Source organism: Kluyvera cryocrescens NBRC 102467, assembly GCF_001571285.1.
GTDB lineage: Bacteria > Pseudomonadota > Gammaproteobacteria > Enterobacterales > Enterobacteriaceae > Kluyvera > Kluyvera cryocrescens.
On record NZ_BCTM01000011.1, the window covers coordinates 28,838 to 49,372 of the forward strand.

Here is a 20,535-nt window from a genome sequence, read left to right on the forward strand (position 1 = left end):
AGCATGAATGCTACAGGGGATATGGGATTATATACAGTATTTATAGGTTGGTTATAAGCTGTATTTACTTCCTTTTCAATGTGTCAATGAGGGGAGAAATCATCTGTGCTCTTAGCGCCTCTTTGTCGCCGCGGCCCGCATATTTGATATCAGGGTGCGCATAGCGGTTCATTTCGCGGGCAATATCCAGCATGGCATTGCCATAGCGGCGCCCTTTCGTCATTTCATTTTCCTGCTCAATTACCTGCACCATGATATCCATGGTGGAATTGAGCATAACCTCGAGCTCACACTTCATTTTGGGCAAAATGCTTTTCACCTGCGCGAGCACCGCGGCTTTGGCATCTTCCATAACATCCTGATCAATAACGTAGTTAGAAACCAATTGAACGGTGATTTTGTCTACCATCCGAGAGAAATTTTTGAAGAGGATCCCATCGCTGCAAATGCGGGGCAGATTCTTAAGGAAGGAGAAGTAATTATTGCCATCATAATCAAGTAGCGAGCCGTATTTGTCTTGAGTGAGCTCGGTGTAGGCATAGATAGCTTTTTTAGGGCCGCGTACTTTTGATTCGGCGATAACCAGGTGACGCGTTTCAGGATCGTAGGCGACAACGTCAATATCACTCCAGCCACCATTTTCGGTTTGATAGGCAAATCGAACCCGGGTCCAATAATCTTTTAACAACCAATAAGATTCAATAATTCCTTCCGAGACCATAACTTCAGACATGAGTGAGACCTTAATATGAGTATTTAGACATATGAAGCGAGCGTATGCCGTAACAACTTAAATATTAAGTTGATTTTACGACGCTTTAGCAGTGCTAAATAAGTCCAGGAATCAGGTAGGGAAGGGATTTAAAAATAGATTGTTATGCCGTCAGAACCTGCTCTGACGGCCATAATTTACTGCCCGTAATAAGCCTTTTCCCCGTGCTTACGCAGGTAGTGTTTGTCCAACAACGTCTTTTGCATATCCGGTAGCTCTGGTGCCAACTGGCGGCAGAAGATGCCCATATAGGCAATTTCTTCCAGTACGATGGCGTTATGCACCGCATCTTCGGCACTTTTTCCCCAGGCGAACGGGCCGTGGGAATGGACCAGCACGCCGGGCATTTGCGCCGGGTCAATGCCGTTTTGCCGGAAGGTTTCGACGATCACCGCACCGGTTTCCCATTCGTAATCACCGTTGATTTCCGCGTCGGTCATCAGGCGAGTACAAGGAACAGCGCCGTAGAAATAGTCGGCGTGAGTGGTGCCGGTTGCTGGAATAGATTGCCCGGCCTGCGCCCAGATGGTCGCATGGCGCGAGTGGGTGTGAACGATACCGCCGAGCGTGGGAAATGCTTGATACAGCAGGCGGTGGGTTGGGGTATCCGACGAGGGCTTTTTCTTGCCTTCAACTACTTCACCCGTTTCGAGGCTCACGACCACCATATCATCGGCGGTCATCACGCTATAGTCGACGCCGGAGGGTTTGATCACCAATACGCCGCGTTCGCGATCGACGGCGCTGACGTTGCCCCAGGTTAAGGTGACCAGGTTGTGTCTGGGCAGCGCCAGATTGGCTTCCAACACCTGGCGTTTAAGATCGTCTAACATGGTTTGCTCCGTGTTTCAGTTTCCTTTACCCCGGCCCTCTCCCTGAAGGAGAGGGGGAGGGGAAAGGAAGCTTCTTAGCGTTTTGACCCGTAATACACTTCGTTCCAGCGCAGTGCGTCTTTGAACGCCGGCAGGCGGGTATCGTTGTCGATGACGGCGATTTCGATATCGTGCAGTTCAGCGAACTGGCGCATATCGTCCAGCGTTAGCGCATGGCTAAACACGGTGTGGTGCGCGCCGCCGGCAATGATCCACGCCTCAGAGGCGGTTTCCAGATTCGGATGTGCTTTCCACAGGGCGTTAGCCACCGGCAGCTTCGGCAGATTGTGCGGGGTTTTCACCGTTTCGATGGTATTGACCAGCAGGCGGTAGCGGTCGCCAAGATCGATCATGCTCGCGACGATTGCCGGTCCCGTCTGGGTGTTGAAGATCAGACGTGCCGGATCGGCTTTGCCGCCGATGCCCAAGGGCTGCACGTCAAGCAGCGGTTTATCTTCAACCGCGATGGACGGGCAGACTTCCAGCATGTGCGAACCGAGCACCAGATCGTTCCCACCGTCGAAGTGGTAGGTGTAGTCTTCCATAAATGAGGTGCCGCCCTGTAGACCGGTCGACATCACTTTCATAATGCGAAGCAGGGCGGCAGTTTTCCAGTCGCCTTCGCCCGCAAAGCCGTAGCCCTGCTGCATCAGGCGCTGCACGGCGAGACCCGGGAGCTGCTTCAGGCCGTGCAAATCTTCAAAGGTGGTGGTGAAAGCGTGGAAACCGCCTTCTTCGAGGAAGCGTTTCATCCCCAGCTCGATGCGCGCGGCGTCTAACACGTTCTGGCGTTTGTCGCCGTGGATCTGCGCGGCAGGCGTCAGGCGATAGCGGCTTTCATATTCATCAACCAGTGCGCTGATTTCACCGTCGGTCACGGCGTTGACCACCTGTACCAGATCGCCAACGGCCCAGGTATTGACTGAGAAGCCAAATTTAATCTGCGCCGCGACTTTATCGCCGTCGGTCACTGCCACTTCGCGCATGTTGTCGCCGAAGCGGCACACTTTCAGCTGGCGGGTATCCAGTTTCGATACGGCCTGACGCATCCAGTCGCCGATGCGCTCCTGCGCGCGTTTTTCCTGCCAGTGGCCGGTCACGACGCTGTGCTGCTGGCGCATACGCGCGCCGATAAAGCCGAATTCGCGGCCGCCGTGCGCGGTTTGGTTAAGGTTCATAAAGTCCATATCAATACTGTCCCAAGGCAGGGAGGCATTGAACTGGGTGTGGAACTGCAGCAGCGGTTTGTTGAGCTGGGTCAGGCCGTTGATCCACATCTTCGCCGGGGAGAAGGTGTGCAGCCAGACAACCATGCCGGCACATTTGTTATCGTAGTTGGCATCGCGGCAAATTGCGGTGATCTCATCCGGGCGCGTCCCCAGCGGTTTGAGCACCAGTTTACACGGCAACTTGGCTTCGGCATTTAAGGCATTAACCACGTGTTCTGCGTGCTGCGTCACCTGGCGCAGGGTTTCAGCGCCATACAGATGCTGGCTGCCAATGACAAACCACACTTCATAATTATCAAAAACGGTCATAGTCGTATCCTTTAATGAGTCAACGCTGCAGGGGAAGTGGCGGTTTTTTCCGACGAAGCAGCAGGAAGATAATGGTGTTCGGCGCTGGTGGCCCATTGCTGGTAGCGCTGGTAGAGCTGTTCAAAGCGCTGAGCTTGCGCAGGCTGAGGTTGTAGCGTGTGTTCGACGCGGCTGGCCATCTGCCGCTGAGCCGCAGGAATATCGTCATGCACGCGTGCGGCGACGGCGGCGAAAATCGCGGCGCCCAGTGCGCAGCACTGATCGGAGGCGACAATCTGCAGCGGACGGTTGAGCACGTCGCAGCAGGCCTGCATGATGACGCGGTTTTTACGGGCGATACCGCCCAGCGCCATCACGTTATTGACCGGGATGCCCTGCTCGGTGAAGCACTCCATAATGGCGCGGGCGCCAAAGGCGGTGGCGGCAATCAGCCCGCCAAACAGCGCTGGAGCATCGGTTGCCAGATTTAAATCGGTGATTACGCCTTTCAGGCGCTGGTTAGCGTTCGGCGTTCGGCGACCGTTAAACCAGTCGAGCACCACCGGCAGGTGGTCGAGAGACGGATTGCTGGCCCACGCTGCAGTAAGCGCCGGCAGCAGCTGTTTCTGGCTGGCTTTGATCTGCTCTTTAAGTTCAGGATGCTGGGCGGCGAGCTGTTCCAGCGGCCAGCCGAGCACGCGGCCAAACCAGGCGTAGATATCGCCGAAGGCCGACTGGCCCGCCTCCATACCGATAAAGTTTGGTACCACGCTGCCATCAACCTGGCCGCAGATGCCTTTCACCGTGCGCGAGCCAACGCTGTGTTTGTCGGCAATCAGAATGTCGCAGGTCGAGGTGCCAATGACTTTTACCAGCGCGTTTGGCTGTGCACCTGCGCCGACCGCCCCCATATGACAGTCGAATGCGCCGCCGGAGATAACCACTTTGGTCGACAGCCCCAGGCGCTCGGCCCAGTCGGCGGTCAGCGTGCCGACGGGAACGTCCGCGGTCCAGGTATCGCCAAACAGCGGGCAGGGCAAATGTTGATTAAGAATCGGGTCAAGTTCGTCGAAGAATGAGGCCGGTGGCAGGCCGCCCCAGCTTTCATGCCACAAGGATTTATGCCCGGCGCTACAGCGACCGCGGCGAATATCCTGCGGGCGAGTGGTGCCAGAGAGCAGCGCGGGAACCCAATCGCATAGCTCAATCCACGATGCGGCCGCCTGCGCGACGGCGCGGTCTTCGCGGGTGACGTGGAGGATTTTGGCCCAGAACCATTCGCTGGAGTAAATACCGCCAATGTAGCGGGAGTAATCTTCTTTTCCCGGCTGGTGGCACAGGCGGGTGATGGCTTCGGCCTCTTCAACTGCAGTATGGTCTTTCCACAGCACGAACATCGCGTTCGGGTTGTCGGCAAACTCCTCTTTCAACGCCAGCACGTTACCGTCAGCGTCAATCGGCGCGGGCGTTGAGCCGGTACTGTCGACGCCAATGCCGACCACATCCGCACGCTGGGCGCTGGAAAGCTCGGCCAATGCGCCTTTTAGCGCCGCTTCCATCGACTCAATGTAGTCGCGTGGATGATGGCGGAAGCGGTTATTTGGCGCGTCGCAGAAACGGCCTTCCTGCCAGCGCGGATACCATTCGACGCTGGTCGCGATTTCTTCGCCCGTCGCGCAATCTACTGCCAGGGCGCGTACTGAATCACTGCCAAAATCGAGGCCAATTGCGATTGCCATCGTGTTACTCCATCTCAAAGAAAACGTGATAGTGAAACAGTAGATATCTCCGCTAAAAACCGTCAGGCAGGAACCGCTAATCTTATGGATGATCTTGCTGTGACCTCTCAAAGTGTGACGCCGTGCAAATAATCAATGTGGACTTTTCTGCCGTCTTTATAGACACTTCAGTTGTTGTCCTGAGTGCGGCTCTTTCCCGGGCTAATTCTCTAAGTGCCTTGAAATAACGGGGTTGCCAGCAGCGCTGGTACGGATGCTGATTGATGGCTGCAGCCGCAAGGATAAAAAGCAGATATGGATAATTGGTTTCTTAAAATATCAATGAGGGGGAGCTGAAATGGCTGAAATGCAAAACGATCCCCTGCTGCCCGGCTACTCGTTTAACGCCCATCTGGTGGCAGGATTAACGCCCATTGAGGCCGGGGGATACCTGGACTTTTTCATCGATCGTCCGCTCGGGATGAAGGGTTTTATTCTGAATATGACGGTGCGCGGTGAAGGGGTCATCGAAAATCAGGGTAAACAGTTTGTTTGTCGGCAGGGGGATATGCTGCTGTTTCCACCGGGTGAAATTCATCATTACGGTCGTCACCCTGACGCCAGCGAGTGGTATCACCAGTGGGTCTACTTCCGCCCGCGCGCCTACTGGCACGAATGGCTGAACTGGCCGGCTATCGTGGCGCAAACCGGTTTTTATCGTCCGGATGAGGCGCATCAGGCTGAAATCGCCAGCCTGTTTAACAAAATCATCGAGGCCGGGCAGGGCGTGGGACGTTATTCGGAGCTGTTGGCTATCAATTTGCTGGAGCAACTGCTGCTTCGCCGTATGGAAGCGATTAACGAATCGCTGCACCCACCGATGGACAACCGGGTGCGGGATGCTTGCCAGTATATCAGCGACCATTTGGCGGATAACCACTTTGAAATTGCCAGCGTTGCCCAGCACGTTTGTCTGTCGCCCTCGCGTTTATCGCACCTGTTCCGCCAGCAGCTTGGCGTGAGCGTGTTGAGCTGGCGTGAAGATCAGCGTATTAGCCAGGCGAAGCTGTTATTGAGCACCACGCGAATGCCTATTGCCAGCGTCGGACGCAACGTTGGTTTTGAAGATCAGCTTTATTTCTCGCGAGTGTTCAAAAAATGTACCGGCGCCAGCCCGAGTGAATTCCGCGCCGGGTGTGAATAAAAAGTAAAGAAAAGGAAATGCGCTGTGTCGGCTTTTGTCTTTGCCAGTAAACTCTATAGACAATTGAAGGCTTGACGATGCGGGGAACGCTCCGGAGAATCCCTGCTTCGTTTTCAAACCGGGCACACTATGCAAGAACTGCTGGAACACTTTATTACGCAATCCACGACCTATTCGCTGATTGCGGTGGCGCTGGTCGCGTTTTTGGAATCACTGGCATTGGTTGGCTTGATTTTGCCGGGCACCGTGATGATGGCGGGACTGGGCGCGCTGATCGGTAGCGGTGAGGTGAATTTCTGGCAAGCATGGTTGGTCGGGATAATAGGCTGCCTGCTCGGCGATTGGATCTCATTCTGGCTGGGATGGCGTTTTAAAAAGCCGCTGCATCGCTGGTCTTTTATGAAGAAAAACCGCGCGCTGCTGGATAAGACCGAGCACGCGCTGCATCAGCACAGCATGATTACCATTCTGATAGGCCGCTTTGTGGGGCCAACGCGGCCACTGGTGCCCATGGTTGCCGGGATGCTCGACCTGCCGGTCGCCAAATTTATCACGCCGAATATTATCGGCTGCGTGCTGTGGCCGCCGCTGTACTTCCTGCCGGGTATTTTGGCCGGGGCGGCTATTGATATTCCTGCCGATGAAAATAGCGCGGGTTTTAAATGGCTGCTGTTGGCGGCGGCGCTGCTGCTGTGGGTGGGCGGCTGGCTGTGCTGGCGTTTGTGGCGTAGCGCGAGTCAAAGCCATGATCGCCTGAGCGCGTATTTACCGCGGCAACGCTTATTGTTGTTGGCTCCGCTCGTGACGGGTGTCGCCGTGGTGGCGCTGGTGAGCGTGATTCGTCACCCGCTGATGCCGGTGTATATCGATATTTTACGTAAGGTTGTCGGCCTGTAATGGGCCGAGCGCCGGATAAGCCAACATCTTATCCGGCGGCCGTCATGCCTTTATGCCCAGCAGGGCTGAAGCACTGGTGTTGCCGCTTAGCAGTGCCTGCGTGTCGCCATCCCAGGCGATACGGCCATCGGCAATCACCATCGCCCGCGTGGCAATGCGCGCGGCATCCTCCACGCTGTGCGACACCATCAACAACGTTAATTGCTGGCGCTGGCAAACGTCGTCGACCAACTGAAGCATCTCCTGACGAAGCGCCGGGTCGAGCGCAGAAAAAGGCTCATCAAGCAGCAAAATAGGTTGTTCCCGCACCAAACAACGCGCCAGTGCCGCACGTTGACGCTGGCCGCCGGAAAGCTCGCCGGGTAACCGGTCCATCAGGCTCTCCAGCCCCATCTGCCCGGCAATAACCTGAATCTTTCGCTGTTGATCGGCTGAAAGCTTCAGGCGTGGGCTCATCCCCAGACCTATGTTCTGACGCACCGTCAGGTGGCTAAATAGATTGTTCTCCTGGAACAGCATCGATACCGGCCGCTGTGACGGCGGAGTATCCGTATGGATACGGCCTTCCAGCATAATCGTCCCGCTGGCGGGCGGAAGAAAACCGGCGATCAGATTGAGCAGCGTGGATTTACCCGCCCCGCTGGGCCCGAGGATCGCCACTTTCTCGCCCTGAGCGATCGAGGTGGTGAAACGCATCGGTAAATGCTCATACAGCCAGGTCACATCATTGAGTTTTAGCATGGCGTCCGGGTAATTTTTCAATCATGGTAAACAGAGCAAAGCACAGCAGAAGCAGAATCAGCGCGGTCACGGCGCCGTCCTGGCTGCGGTAGGCACCAATTTGCTGATAAAGATAAAACGGCAGGGTGCGGAAATTCTCATTGCCGAACAATGCGACGACACCGAAATCACCAATCGACAGCACGCAGGCAAACGCCAGCGCCTGCGCCAGCGGCCGCTTGAGCGCCCGCAGTTCGACCACGCGTAGCCGGTTGAAACCGGCCAGCCCCAGCGATTCGCAGAGAATCGTGTAGCGGGCGGTGATGTCGCGCATTGGCGTTTCCAGTACTTTGATGGCATAGGGCACCGCCATCAGCGCGTTGGTGAAAATCACAATGCCGTCGGCCGATTCCGGCAGGCCAACGGTATTGTTCAGCAGCAGGAAGAAGCCGGTTGCCAGCACGATCCCCGGCATCGCCAGAATCAACATTCCGCTTAACTCCATCGCCTGCCCGGCCAGAGGCCGATTGCGCGCCCGCAGTTCGCGGCTGCTCCACAACAGCATCATCGTAAGGATGACGCACAGCACGCCGGCGGCGAGGGCGATACGCAGCGATGTACCGACCGCTTGCCATAAAATGGGCTGCTGAAGCACCTGCCACAGGCTGGCGTTGAGGCCGTCAAACACCACCGCCAGCAGCGGCGGTAGCAGCAGTAACAGCGTGAGTGCAACAAGCAGTGCGTCGCCAATCCGGCTGTGCCAGCGGTCATCAGGATCGCGCCAGCCGTGGACCTGCGTATTACCGACGGCAATCGCCCGGCTTAAGCGCTGGCTTAACAGCACCAGCGCCAGACAACAGGTCATTTGAATGATCGCCAGCATGGCCGCACGTGCAGGGTCGTAATCGAAGTTCAGCGCCTGGTAAATAGCCAGCTCGATCGTGGTGGCGGAAGGCCCGCCGCCTAGCGATAGCACGGTGGCGAAGCTGGCGAAACAGAGCATAAAAATCAGGGTCGCGATAGGCAGAATCTGCCGCCGCATCCACGGCCATTCAACGTAGCGGAAGAATGGATAGCCGCGCATGCCTAGCTGGGCAGCAAGCTGCCGCTGCTCGCCGGGGATTTGCTCCAGCGCTTGCAGCAGCAGTCGAGTCGCCATCGGCATATTAAAGAACACGTGCGCCAGAAGAATACCCTGTAGGCCGTAGGGCGAGAAATTCCACTGCCAGCCGAGCCACGCGAAAAGCTGTGCCAGCCAGCCCTGCCGCCCGTAAACGCTCAGAATGCCGAATACCGCGACCAGCACCGGTAAGATCAATGTCATTGCGCATAGGCGCAGCAATAGCAGTCGGCCTGGGAAGCGACGCCGATACAGCGCCCGTGCGAGGAAAATGGCTGGGATAACCGACAGCAGCGCCGAAAGAAACGCCTGCCAGAAGGAGAAGCGCACCACGTGCCAGAGGTAGCTATCACCGAGCAGCGTTGACCATGAGAAATCCGGCGCGTTGAGCCACAACGCCAGAAACGCCGCCAGGGCGACGCCCACCATTAACACAGTGGCCGTCAGTCCAGGGTAAAGCCAGCGGGGAATTAGCGGCTGGCTGCGCGAAGCCATGCGTTAATCCAGTTTTGACGTTCAGTCGCCACCTGCTGTGGCGTAAATTCCAGTGCGGTTTGCGGTTTCACCAGGCTGTTAAAGCCTTCCGGCAGCGTGACCTGGGTAACCGGGTACATCCAGTTGCCGGTCGGGATGGCGTTCTGGAACGCTGGGGAGACCATAAAGTTCAGGAATTTATCCGCCAGTTTCTGCTGTTTGCTGGCGGCGGTTTTCGCCGCCACTTCCACCTGCAGATAATGACCTTCGCTAAAGGCCGCCGCCGCGTAGTTATCTTTCTTCTCTTCGATGATGTGGTACGCCGGCGACGTGGTGTAGCTCAGCACCAGGTCGCTTTCCCCTTTCAGGAATAGACCGTAGGCTTCGCTCCAGCCTTTGGTGACGGTGACGGTTTTAGCCGCCAGCTTGTGCCAGGCTTCCGGCGCTTTATCACCGTAGACTTTTTGCATCCACAGCAGCAGGCCTAAGCCGGGGGTGCTGGTACGCGGATCCTGATAAATCACGCGCCATTTCTGATCGCTTTCCACCAGTTCTTTCAGGCTTTTTGGTGGGTTTTTCAGTTTGTTTTTATCGTAGACGAAGGCGAAGTAACCGTAGTCGAACGGTACAAAGGTATCGTTAGTCCAGCCGCCCGGGACGCTCACCGCGCTGGCAGGAACATTGCTTTTGGCAAACAGATTGGTGTCGGTAGCTGCCTGCAGTAGGTTGTTGTCCAGCCCTAACACGACGTCAGCCTTGCTGTTTTTGCCTTCCATCCGCAGACGGTTCAGCAGTGACACGCCGTCTTCCAGCGCCACGAATTTCAGTTCGCAGTCGCAGTCGGCTTCAAAGGCTTTTTTCACCGCCGGGCCCGGGCCCCAGTCAGCGGCGAAAGAGTCATAGGTATAAACCGTCAGAACCGGTTTGGCGAAGACGGGAGCGGCCACCAGGACCAGCAGGGGGAGTAATTTTTTGAACACTTTGCACCTTTAGTATATTGGTGGCAAAGGATTTTGAGTGAGCCTCAAATCCCTTCGCCGGGATTATCCGGATCAGGTTCGACGGGTATTATCTCAGCCCATACGCTTCATCCTTCGAGCTGCCTCTGCGTTGGCTGCACTCGTTCGCCGCCTTGATGCAACTCAAATGATGTCGTGTATGCTTTTTTAGCACCCCGTTGAGAACGGCACATTGTAATGATTACGTGAATAAATCAAAAGCCTTAAGCGTTATCCAGTCGGTTCTACGGATCGGGCGGAGCAAACCACGCCGATTTAAAGTCAAACCAGCCCAATGTATTCATACGCACGCCGCGCATACTGCGCTGCCCCTGGATCATCAACCAGTGGTGAATGAGTGGTACGACGGACTGATTCACCAGCAGCTGTTGGCACCAGTCTGCCTGCGGAAGGTCACCCGCGCGCCAGCGCTCGGCATCTTGTTCCCAATCGATGGGGACGCAGTGACGAATCAGCGGCACTTCATACAGATAGGCAAACAACGAGAAATCCAGCGGCAGCGTAAAGTTGGCGCTGTTGAGCCAGACGTCGCTCACTGCTTCGCCGCGATGCCACTCGTCGTAATCCACTTCCTGAATATTTAGCGTGACCTGATGTTCGGCTAACAGCGCCTGCATGATGAGGCCAATGATTTTGTGTTCAACGTGTTCCCGATAATAGGTGAGGGTGACCGATTCCAGCCCGGCCGGCTTTTCGCAGATTTGGCTGCGCGCATGGTGCCAACGCGGCAGCAGGCCATAGGCAGGGAACCAGTGGCTTTGGTGCTGCTCACCCGCGTGATAGAGAAGATTGTTGGGATGGAAGATGTGGCTTAGCCACTGGCGCACCGCCGGATTGCTACCGCGTGGGCTGCGCGCATCGAATAGCAGATAGTAGCAGCCTTCTTCCAGGCGACTCTCGATCGCTTTTTCGCTCTGCGTGGTGCCCTGAAGCGTCAGACCGCAGTTATTCTCTTCGCCAATTTCCGGCAGTACCCAGACGTTAACCTCATCGATCAGGGCACGGAAACCAAAGTAATCATCAAAGGCATGGATCTTTAACTGGTTCTGATTGTTGCGCGCTACCGCATACGGTCCGGTCCCCACCGGCATACGGGAGAAATCAGGCAGCGATTGCCATTCGCGCGGCAGGATCATTGCCGAAACTTGGCCGAGCAACAGCGGTAGCCAGCGATCGGGCTGGAGCAGATGCACGTCCAGCGTCCAGGCGGTGGGGGAGTCGATGCGCGAAATATTGGAAAACAGCGGCAGGGTCATGCTGCGATGCAGCGAAGCGATGACGTCTTCCATCTCCAGCTCGCGCCCATGATGGAAATGAATCCCAGGACGCAGGTAAAAACGCCAGTGTAATGGGGATATGGCCTGCCAATGGTGCGCAATATCGGCTTCTAGTTCCCCATTTACCTCATTAACGCGGGTCAGTGCGCTAAAAATCTGTCGCGCAATGTGGGTTTCTGAGCGTCGCAGCGCCGTACCGGGCAGTAAATTGTGCATTGGGCGATAGTAAAGCACGCGCAGAATATGTCGGCCTTGACGGAAGCTGCGGCCTAAATGCGACACTAGCATCTGGCGCACCGCTGCTTTATCCCCCACCAGTTGCACCAGCTGATCGATCCGATCTTGTTCCAGCAGATCCTCTGCCCGCTGCTGCTGTAATGCCAATCCGGTATAGAGGAAATGCAGCTTAGAGCGCTTGCCGCGCCCGACTTCGGCTTCCCAGGTCAGCCAGCCGCGCGCTTCCATCGTGTTCAACAGCGTGCGCATATGGCGGCGGGAACAGTTCAGCAGTTCAGCCAGATCGTTGAGCGTGGTTTCCTGCGATTTCCCTTCGCAGCACTGCCATAAGCGGATGAATTGTTGTTGCAGTCGACCTGAAGGCATAAAAGAGGAACTCCCGCTAAAAACTCAGCAATTTATTAATCCCTATATTAAGCCAATAATGACTTTCGATGAAGCGAGGAGGTGTCTACCCATCGTCTTTCAGGTTGCGGATGCATTGGCTGCGCCTGCTCGCCCTGGCCACATCGTTGTATGTGAATGGGGACAAACAGGTATGCGGTTTACCGGCAATGTGAAATCTACGAGGTAGATGAGGAGGTCACTATGTATCAGTTCTACCAGCGTTATTTTTCTGCTACCAAACAGGTTTCCTGGCTGGCCCGCCAGGCAACCGCGCAGCGGCTTGAAGTGCTGAATTATCTGATGCAGTGGGAAGTTACGAAACCGACCTCTGAGCATTAATTCGCCTAATCATGTGTGACTGAGTATTTGCCAGCAGGTATTATCTGCTGGCTTTTTTTTATTCTTTCGCGTGCTTAAAGGATTTCACATGCTCTGGTTAATGACGATGGGACGACGTCTCAACGGTGTGTACGCTGCCTTTATGATGGTAGCGTTTATGATGGGGATCGCGGGAGCGCTCCAGGCGCCAACCCTGAGCCTGTACCTCAGCCGTGAGGTCGGCGTACAGCCGTTCTGGGTTGGCCTGTTCTATACCGTCAATGCGGTCGCCGGGATCGTCGTCAGCCTTGCGCTGGCAAAGCGATCCGATAGCCGGGGAGACAGGCGTAAGCTGATTATGTTCTGCTGTCTGATGGCGGTTGGCAACGCGCTGCTGTTTGCGTTCAATCGCCATTATCTGACGCTGATTACCTGCGGCGTGCTGCTGGCGTCGATTGCCAACGCCGCCATGCCGCAACTGTTTGCCCTGGCGCGCGAGTACGCCGACAGTTCGGCGCGTGAAGTGGTGATGTTCAGCTCGGTGATGCGTGCCCAGCTTTCGCTGGCATGGGTCATTGGCCCGCCGCTGGCCTTTATGCTGGCGCTGAATTACGGCTTTACCGCCATGTTCTCTATCGCGGCAGCCATTTTTGCCATTAGCCTAGCGCTGATCGCGCTGACGTTGCCTTCGGTCGCGCGCGTGGAGCAGCCCAGTGAGGCCGAGCAGAATCAGCTGAGCGGCTGGAAGGACAGCAACGTGCGGATGCTGTTTATCGCATCGACGCTGATGTGGACCTGCAACACCATGTATATCATCGACATGCCGCTGTGGATCAGCAGCGATCTCGGCCTGCCTGACAGCCTGGCGGGGATCCTGATGGGGACCGCAGCCGGGCTGGAAATTCCGGCGATGATCCTCGCCGGTTATTACGTGAAGCGTTTTGGTAAACGACGCATGATGGTCACGGCGGTGGCAGCAGGCGTGCTGTTCTATGTGGGGCTGATCTTCTTCCATAGCCACACGTCGCTGCTGATACTGCAGCTGTTTAACGCCGTGTTTATCGGCATTGTCGCCGGGATCGGTATGCTGTGGTTCCAGGATTTGATGCCGGGACGCGCAGGGGCGGCGACCACGCTGTTTACCAATAGCATTTCAACCGGGGTGATCCTTGCGGGCATTGTGCAGGGCGCGCTGGCGCAAAGTTTTGGCCACTTTTCGGTGTACTGGGTGATTGCGGGAATATCCGTGGTCACTTTGGCCATGACCTGCCGGGTGAAAGACGTGTGAGGTGATGATGCCGGATGCGCAGGGCATCCGGCATCAGAAGCGTTAGCGCATAAACGCTGGCTGCTTGTTTTCGTAGGTGGAGATGGCGTCTTCGTGCTGCAGCGTCAGGCCGATGCTATCTAAGCCGTTAATCATGCAGTGGCGACGGAAGTCGTCAATTTTAAAGCTATAAGACTTATCGCCTGCTTTCACCACCTGTGCTTCCAGGTCTACTTCAAATTTAATCCCCGGATTGGCCTTCACCAGCGCAAACAGTTCGTCGACCTGTGCATCGCTCAGGGTCACCGGCAACAGCTGATTGTTAAAGCTATTGCCGTAGAAGATGTCGGCGAAGCTCGGGGCGATCACCACTTTAAAACCGTAGTCGGTCAGCGCCCACGGCGCGTGTTCACGCGAAGAACCACAGCCGAAGTTTTCCCGCGCCAGCAGGATGGAGGCGCCTTTGTACTCCGGGAAGTTCAGCACGAATTCTGGATTTGGCTGCTCGCCCTTATCGTCGAGGAAGCGCCAGTCGTTGAACAGGTGCGCGCCAAAGCCGGTGCGGGTCACTTTCTGCAAAAACTGTTTCGGGATAATCGCATCGGTATCGACGTTCGCGGCATCCAGCGGCACCACCAGTCCCGTATGTTGGGTAAATTTCTCTGCCATGATGGTTTCCTTATTTCATGCTACGAATATCGGCGAAATGACCGGTGACCGCGGCCGCTGCGGCCATTGCCGGGCTGACCAGGTGAGTACGGCCACCGCGGCCCTGACGGCCTTCAAAGTTACGGTTGCTGGTGGAGGCACAGCGCTCGCCGGGGTTCAGGCGGTCATTGTTCATCGCCAGACACATCGAGCAGCCCGGTAAACGCCATTCAAAACCGGCTTCAATAAAGATCTTATCCAGACCTTCCGCTTCGGCCTGTGCTTTCACCGGGCCGGAGCCTGGCACAACCAGTGCCTGTACGCCCGGAGCCACTTTGCGGCCTTTGGCGATTTCAGCCGCCGCACGTAAATCTTCAATGCGTGAGTTGGTGCAGGAACCAATAAACACTTTGTCGATAGCGACATCGGTCAATGGGATACCCGGCTTGAGGCCCATATAGGCCAGCGCTTTCTCGGCGCTGGCGCGCTCGACCGGATCGCTGAAGGATGCGGGATCCGGAATGTTGTCATTTACGGAAATCACCTGGCCTGGGTTAGTGCCCCAGGTGACCTGTGGCGCAATCTCTTCCGCCTGCAGGGTGACGAAGTTATCAAAGGTCGCGCCATCGTCGGTCTTCAGGGTTTTCCAGTAGCTGACCGCGTCGTCAAAATCTTGGCCTTTTGGTGCGTGCAGACGGCCTTCCACATAGTTGAAGGTGGTTTCGTCTGGCGCCACCAGGCCCGCTTTTGCACCCAGCTCGATAGCCATGTTACACAGCGTCATACGGCCTTCCATGGTCAGATCGCGAATCGCCTGGCCACAGAATTCCACCACGTAGCCGGTGCCGCCGGCGCTGCCGGTTTTACCGATAATTGCCAGTACGATATCTTTTGCCGTGATCCCCGGCGCTGCTTTGCCGTTGACTTCAATCTTCATGGTTTTCGCGCGGCCCTGTTTCAGCGTCTGGGTCGCCAGCACATGTTCGACTTCCGAGGTGCCGATACCAAACGCCAGTGCGCCGAATGCGCCGTGGGTGGCGGTATGGGAGTCGCCGCACACGATGGTCATGCCCGGCAGAGTCACGCCTTGTTCCGGCCCCATCACGTGCACAATACCCTGGTAAGGGTGATTCAGGTCGTACAGCTCTACGCCAAACTCGCTGCAGTTCTTGATCAGTTCCTGCATCTGAATACGCGCCATCTCGCCGGAGGCGTTGATGTCTTTCGTCTGAGTCGAAACGTTGTGATCCATCGTCGCGAAGGTTTTGCCCGGCTGACGTACCGGGCGTTTATGCGCGCGCAGGCCGTCAAACGCCTGTGGTGAAGTCACTTCGTGCACCAGGTGGCGATCGATGTACAACAGCGGCGTTTCGTTTGGCGCTTCAAAGACCACGTGAGCATCAAACAATTTTTCGTATAAAGTCTTCGCCATGGTTACACCCCTTCGGCAACGTAGCGGGCAATAATGTCGCCCATTTCATCGGTACTCACGGCTGCGCCACCGCGGGCTAAATCGCTGGTGCGAACGCCTTCTTCCAGCGCGCGGTTGATCGCGGCTTCAATCGCGGAAGCTGCGTCGTTGGCATCCAGGCTATAGCGCAGCAACAGCGCCAGCGACAGAATTTGCGCAATAGGGTTAGCGATGTTTTTACCGGCGATATCCGGCGCGGAGCCGCCGGCAGGTTCGTACAGGCCAAAGCCCTCTTCGTTCAGGCTTGCGGATGGCAGCATCCCCATGGAACCGGTGATCATTGCGCATTCGTCGGAGAGAATGTCGCCGAACAGGTTAGAACACAGCACCACGTCAAACTGGGACGGATCTTTAATCAGCTGCATGGTGGCGTTATCGATGTACATATGCGCCAGCTCAACGTCCGGATACTCTTTGCTGATTTCGCTGACAATCTCACGCCACAGGATAGAAGACTGCAGCACGTTAGATTTGTCGATGGAGGTCACTTTGTGACGACGTTTACGTGCAGATTCAAACGCGATGCGCGCAATACGTTCAATTTCAAAGCGGTGATAGACCTCGGTATCAAACGCTTTTTCGTGTTGACCGCTGCCTTCACGGCCTTTCGGTTGGCCGAAGTAGATGCCGCCGGTCAGCTCGCGAACGCACAGAATATCGAAGCCGTTGGCCGCGATGTCGGCACGCAGTGGACAGAATTCTTCCAGCCCCTGATACAGCTTTGCGGGACGCAGGTTGCTAAACAGCTTGAAGTGTTTACGCAGCGGCAGCAGGGCTCCGCGCTCTGGCTGCTGTGCGGGCGGCAGGTTTTCCCATTTTGGCCCCCCCACGGAGCCAAACAGAATGGCATCGGCCTGGTCGCAGCCGTCGACGGTGGCCTGCGGTAATGGCTCGCCGTGACGGTCGATGGCAATACCACCGACATCATAGTGGCTGGTGGTAATACGCATATCAAAACGCTGACGCACGGCTTCCAGTACTTTCAATGCCTGTGTCATCACTTCCGGGCCAATACCGTCACCTGGTAACACAGCAATATGGTAATTCTTCGACATTACACGGTTTCCTTGTTGTTCTCGTTATTCTTAATTTTGCGTTGCAATTCTTTTTCGACTTCGGCGGCACGCCAGATATTGTTCAGTACGTGGACCATTGCTTTGGCGGAGGATTCGACGATATCTGTCGCCAGGCCCACGCCGTGGAAGCGACGACCGTTATGGGTCACCACGATATCAACCTGACCCAGTGCGTCTTTACCCTGGCCTTTAGCGTTCAGGTCATATTTGACCAGCTCGACGTCATAGCCGGTGATACGGTTAATCGCCTGATAAATCGCGTCAACGGGGCCGTTGCCGTTAGCCGCTTCGGCTTTGCTCTCTTCGCCGCAGGCCAGCTTGACGGAGGCCGTGGCGATGTCGCTGGAGCCAGACTGCACGCTGAAGTAGTCCAGGCGGAAATGTTCCGGCTCTTCCTGCTGCTTGTTAATGAAGGCCAACGCTTCCAGATCGTAATCAAAGACCTGGCCTTTTTTATCCGCCAGCTTCAGGAAGGCGTCGTACAGGTGGTCCATGTTGTAGTCGGTGTCTTTGTAACCCATCTCTTCCATACGGTGCTTGACGGCAGCGCGGCCGGAGCGAGAGGTCAGGTTCAACTGAACCTGATTCAGGCCGATGGATTCTGGGGTCATGATTTCGTAGTTTTCGCGATTCTTCAGTACGCCATCCTGGTGGATGCCGGAAGAGTGGGCGAAGGCGCCGGTGCCGACAATGGCTTTGTTTGCCGGGATTGGCATGTTGCAGATCTGGCTAACCGTCTGGCTGGTACGCCAGATTTCATTGTGGTTGATAGCGGTGTGCACTTTCATGATGTCTTTGCGCACTTTAATCGCCATGATGACCTCTTCCAGCGAGCAGTTACCTGCGCGCTCGCCGATGCCGTTCATTGCGCCTTCAACCTGACGCGCACCGGCGTGGACTGCCGCCAGGGAGTTACCGACAGCCATCCCTAAATCGTCGTGGGTGTGGACGGAGATAATCGCTTTATCAATATTGGGTACGCGTTCGTACAGGCCGGTAATGATGTTGGAGAATTCAAATGGCAGGGTGTAACCGACGGTGTCTGGAATATTAATGGTGGTGGCACCGGCGTTAATGGCGGCTTCAACCACACGGGACAGCTGATCGATTGGCGTACGGCCGGCATCCTCACAGGAGAACTCTACGTCATCGGTATAGTTACGAGCGCGTTTCACCATATAGACCGCGCGCTCAATAACTTCTTCCAGCGTACTGCGCAGCTTGGTGGCGATGTGCATTGGGGACGTCGCGATAAACGTATGAATGCGGAAGGCTTCAGCCACTTTCAGCGACTCGGCGGCCACATCAATATCTTGTTCTACGCAGCGAGCCAGTGCGCAGACGCGGCTATTTTTAATGTTGCGTGCGATGGTCTGTACGGACTCGAAATCGCCCGGCGAAGAGACAGGGAAGCCGACTTCCATGACGTCAACACCCATACGCTCGAGGGCGAAAGCAATCTGCAGCTTTTCTTTCACGCTCAGGCTCGCCTGTAATGCCTGTTCACCATCACGTAAGGTCGTATCAAAAATAATGACTTGCTGGCTCATGGTTTAGGTCCTTGGGTTTTCTTGGGCGCCTTGCTACGAGCATAAAAAAACCCGCGCAGCGGCGCGGGTTTTTGTTTTACTGATGATGACTTAACGTAATACGTCGCACACCAGTCTACCGCGCACAGAAGAGGCGTTTAGTAGTAGTAGACCGTTGATGCGAGTGGTACGTAACATTGTCATCATTCTCCAGATGAATTCGATATGCTATTAGTGGTACTGGATATGACTTCTGATGTCAACACTGAATGAGATTCACAAGGTCAATTGAGCAAGTAAACGAAACGGCTGGATTAGCTAATTGTGCTGATGAATGTCTCATTTCATAGCGAATCATTTTTTAGGTTAACGTGCGGTTTTAATATTTTGTCGCATTTATACAAGCTTTATTGCATCTGCTCATTATTCTGTCATCTATAAGTGCGATCTATATCATAATGATAGTAAAGGGATAATTTCTTTAAAATTGCATTTTGTATAGTTAAAAAGAGTATTTCTGATAGAAAAATGTTAATTTGCTTTTTTGATTTAATAACACACTTTAATAAAACTTAATCCATTATTACGATTTCGGCATGTTGTGTATTCGTCTAATCCATGAGTAAACTATGTTCCATTAAGTTGGTGATATATATAAGCGCCGCTGTTTTCTGCTGTAAGCCACGCGCTTTGCCTCTTTATATATTCCGATTTTTATTAAATTATCTTTTTTGGAACTTATATGCATGGTAAATCATATGGCCACAATATATTTATGTCATTTGGCAAAGGGAGTTTTGTATGACAATGGTATCTGATTGTGGAATTAACGCATCGGAGCAGCAGCACGTACCGACGAATGAAGGAACAAAACCGCAGCTCCGGATGGTCGATTTAAATTTGCTAACCGTATTTGATGCGGTGATGCAGGAGCAAAATATAACGCGTGCAGCGCACTCGCTCGGAATGTCTCAGCCTGCGGTCAGTAATGCGGTTGCCCGGCTGAAAGTCATGTTCAATGATGAGCTCTTTGTGCGCTACGGCCGGGGGATTCAGCCTACCGCTCGCGCTTTCCAGCTGTTTGGCTCGGTTCGCCAGGCGCTGCAGTTGGTGCAAAATGAGCTCCCGGGTTCGGGCTTCGATCCTTTGAGCAGTGAGCGTATTTTTAATCTTTGCGTATGCAGCCCGCTGGATAATTATTTAACGTCAATTATCCTCAATAAAGTGCATGCCGTTGCGCCACATATTCACATGGTATTTAAGTCAGCCTTAAACCAAAATACAGAGCATCAGCTTCGCTACCAGGAAATTGAGTTCGTTCTGGGTTATGACGAGTTCCGTCGCCCTGAGTTTTCCTGCGTGCCATTATTTAATGATGAAATGGTGCTGGTCGCCAGTAAAAATCATCCTCGTATTAATGGCCCTATTACCGAAGACAGTATTTATCAGGAAGAGCATGCCGTTGTTTCTCTGGAACGCTATGCATCATTTAGCCAGCCATGGTATGACTCAATTGATAAACAAAATCGTATTGCGTATCAGGGCATGGCACTTATTAGCGTACTGAATGTTGTTTCTCAAACGCATCTGGTGGCTATTGCCCCGCGTCGTTTAGCGGCAGAGTTTTCTGAACAGTTGGGTCTACAGATTTTACCGCTGCCGATGAAGCTAAATAGCCGTACCTGCTACCTTTCCTGGCATGAAGCGGCCGGTCGGGATAAAGGTCATCAGTGGATGGAAGAGCTGCTGGTGAATGCTTGTCGCCAGCAGTAACACGAGTAAATAAACGGGGTGCGTTGGCATCCCGTTTATTTTTTTAATAACGATAAATGCAAAATATTATTCTGTTATTGCCGACGAAGGTGGCCGGCAACAAAGTGAAAAATGCAGGTTTTGCTGTAATGGTGCGTTTCGCCCGAGTATCCACGCTCTTCTTTTCTTATCGCTGAAGCAATCATCCATCATTTTCCCTTTTCCCCTTATTTTCCCACTTATTAGTACCGGTTCTACTG

The 20,535-nt window shown here is 54.7% G+C and carries 18 protein-coding genes and 1 riboswitch; of the genes, 5 read left to right on the top strand and 13 right to left on the bottom strand.

Going from position 1 to position 20,535, the window contains the following annotated elements; all coding sequences use genetic code 11:
- Positions 1-64 precede the first annotated feature (64 nt).
- The 4 genes from KCR01S_RS08910 to araB form a co-directional block, all read right to left on the bottom strand.
- On the bottom strand, positions 65-733 hold the full coding sequence (locus tag KCR01S_RS08910; protein ID WP_061282232.1) for a hypothetical protein: 669 nt from the start codon (positions 731-733) through the stop codon (positions 65-67).
- A 176-nt stretch (positions 734-909) separates the two neighbouring features.
- Positions 910-1,605, bottom strand: coding sequence for an L-ribulose-5-phosphate 4-epimerase (gene araD, locus KCR01S_RS08915; RefSeq protein WP_061282234.1), 696 nt, complete (start codon positions 1,603-1,605; stop codon positions 910-912).
- 74 nt (positions 1,606-1,679) lie between these two features.
- A complete protein-coding gene (gene araA, locus KCR01S_RS08920) occupies positions 1,680-3,182 on the bottom strand; it encodes an L-arabinose isomerase (RefSeq protein ID WP_061282236.1) in 1,503 nt (500 codons plus the stop codon).
- 11 nt (positions 3,183-3,193) lie between these two features.
- Positions 3,194-4,900: a ribulokinase gene (araB, locus tag KCR01S_RS08925; RefSeq protein ID WP_061282238.1), complete on the bottom strand. Its 1,707-nt coding sequence runs from the start codon at positions 4,898-4,900 to the stop codon at positions 3,194-3,196.
- A gap of 337 nt (positions 4,901-5,237) precedes the next feature.
- On the opposite strand from araB, the gene araC reads away from it, so the two are divergent.
- Positions 5,238-6,083, top strand: coding sequence for an arabinose operon transcriptional regulator AraC (gene araC, locus KCR01S_RS08930; protein WP_061282240.1), 846 nt, complete (start codon positions 5,238-5,240; stop codon positions 6,081-6,083).
- A 129-nt stretch (positions 6,084-6,212) separates the two neighbouring features.
- On the top strand, positions 6,213-6,980 hold the full coding sequence (locus KCR01S_RS08935) for a DedA family protein (RefSeq protein WP_061282242.1): 768 nt from the start codon (positions 6,213-6,215) through the stop codon (positions 6,978-6,980).
- 42 nt (positions 6,981-7,022) lie between these two features.
- On the opposite strand, the gene thiQ is transcribed toward KCR01S_RS08935, so the two are convergent.
- From thiQ to sgrR, 4 genes are all read right to left on the bottom strand, one after another.
- Positions 7,023-7,721, bottom strand: coding sequence for a thiamine ABC transporter ATP-binding protein ThiQ (gene thiQ / locus KCR01S_RS08940; protein ID WP_061282244.1), 699 nt, complete (start codon positions 7,719-7,721; stop codon positions 7,023-7,025).
- Entirely contained in the window at positions 7,705-9,315 is a 1,611-nt protein-coding gene (thiP, locus tag KCR01S_RS08945; RefSeq protein ID WP_061282246.1) for a thiamine/thiamine pyrophosphate ABC transporter permease ThiP, read from the bottom strand. Before thiP ends, thiQ begins: the two co-directional genes overlap by 17 nt.
- Positions 9,291-10,274 carry a thiamine ABC transporter substrate binding subunit gene (gene thiB, locus KCR01S_RS08950; protein ID WP_061282248.1) on the bottom strand — a complete coding sequence of 328 codons (984 nt, stop codon included), beginning with the start codon at positions 10,272-10,274 and terminating at the stop codon, positions 9,291-9,293. Before thiB ends, thiP begins: the two co-directional genes overlap by 25 nt.
- A gap of 31 nt (positions 10,275-10,305) precedes the next feature.
- Positions 10,306-10,481, bottom strand: a riboswitch (TPP riboswitch).
- A 56-nt stretch (positions 10,482-10,537) separates the two neighbouring features.
- Entirely contained in the window at positions 10,538-12,193 is a 1,656-nt protein-coding gene (gene sgrR / locus KCR01S_RS08955) for an HTH-type transcriptional regulator SgrR (protein ID WP_061282250.1), read from the bottom strand.
- 222 nt (positions 12,194-12,415) lie between these two features.
- Here sgrR and sgrT point away from each other — a divergent pair, with 222 nt between their 5' ends.
- Together sgrT and KCR01S_RS08960 are read left to right on the top strand one after the other, a co-directional pair.
- Entirely contained in the window at positions 12,416-12,553 is a 138-nt protein-coding gene (gene sgrT / locus KCR01S_RS24085; RefSeq protein ID WP_072129073.1) for a glucose uptake inhibitor SgrT, read from the top strand.
- 88 nt (positions 12,554-12,641) lie between these two features.
- A complete protein-coding gene (locus tag KCR01S_RS08960; RefSeq protein ID WP_061282252.1) occupies positions 12,642-13,820 on the top strand; it encodes a sugar efflux transporter in 1,179 nt (392 codons plus the stop codon).
- A gap of 42 nt (positions 13,821-13,862) precedes the next feature.
- Here KCR01S_RS08960 and leuD read toward each other — a convergent pair whose 3' ends face one another.
- The 5 genes from leuD to leuL all read right to left on the bottom strand — a co-directional run bounded on the left by leuD (position 13,863) and on the right by leuL (position 18,730).
- Positions 13,863-14,468, bottom strand: coding sequence for a 3-isopropylmalate dehydratase small subunit (gene leuD, locus KCR01S_RS08965; RefSeq protein ID WP_061282254.1), 606 nt, complete (start codon positions 14,466-14,468; stop codon positions 13,863-13,865).
- 10 nt (positions 14,469-14,478) lie between these two features.
- Complete coding sequence (gene leuC / locus KCR01S_RS08970) at positions 14,479-15,879, bottom strand: 3-isopropylmalate dehydratase large subunit (RefSeq protein ID WP_061282256.1); 1,401 nt, start codon at positions 15,877-15,879, stop codon at positions 14,479-14,481.
- Positions 15,880-15,881: 2 nt separating this feature from the next.
- Positions 15,882-16,973, bottom strand: coding sequence for a 3-isopropylmalate dehydrogenase (leuB, locus tag KCR01S_RS08975; RefSeq protein ID WP_061282258.1), 1,092 nt, complete (start codon positions 16,971-16,973; stop codon positions 15,882-15,884).
- Positions 16,973-18,544, bottom strand: a complete 1,572-nt coding sequence (leuA, locus tag KCR01S_RS08980; RefSeq protein ID WP_061282260.1) for a 2-isopropylmalate synthase — start codon at positions 18,542-18,544, stop codon at positions 16,973-16,975. The genes leuB and leuA overlap by 1 nt, the downstream gene beginning before the upstream one ends.
- Positions 18,545-18,634: 90 nt before the next feature.
- Positions 18,635-18,730 (bottom strand): leu operon leader peptide, encoded by a 96-nt coding sequence (gene leuL, locus KCR01S_RS25110; protein WP_309300378.1) that lies wholly within the window; start codon positions 18,728-18,730, stop codon positions 18,635-18,637.
- Between the two features lie 594 nt (positions 18,731-19,324).
- Here leuL and leuO point away from each other — a divergent pair.
- On the top strand, positions 19,325-20,296 hold the full coding sequence (leuO, locus tag KCR01S_RS08985) for a transcriptional regulator LeuO (RefSeq protein WP_061282262.1): 972 nt from the start codon (positions 19,325-19,327) through the stop codon (positions 20,294-20,296).
- Positions 20,297-20,535: the final 239 nt, after the last annotated feature.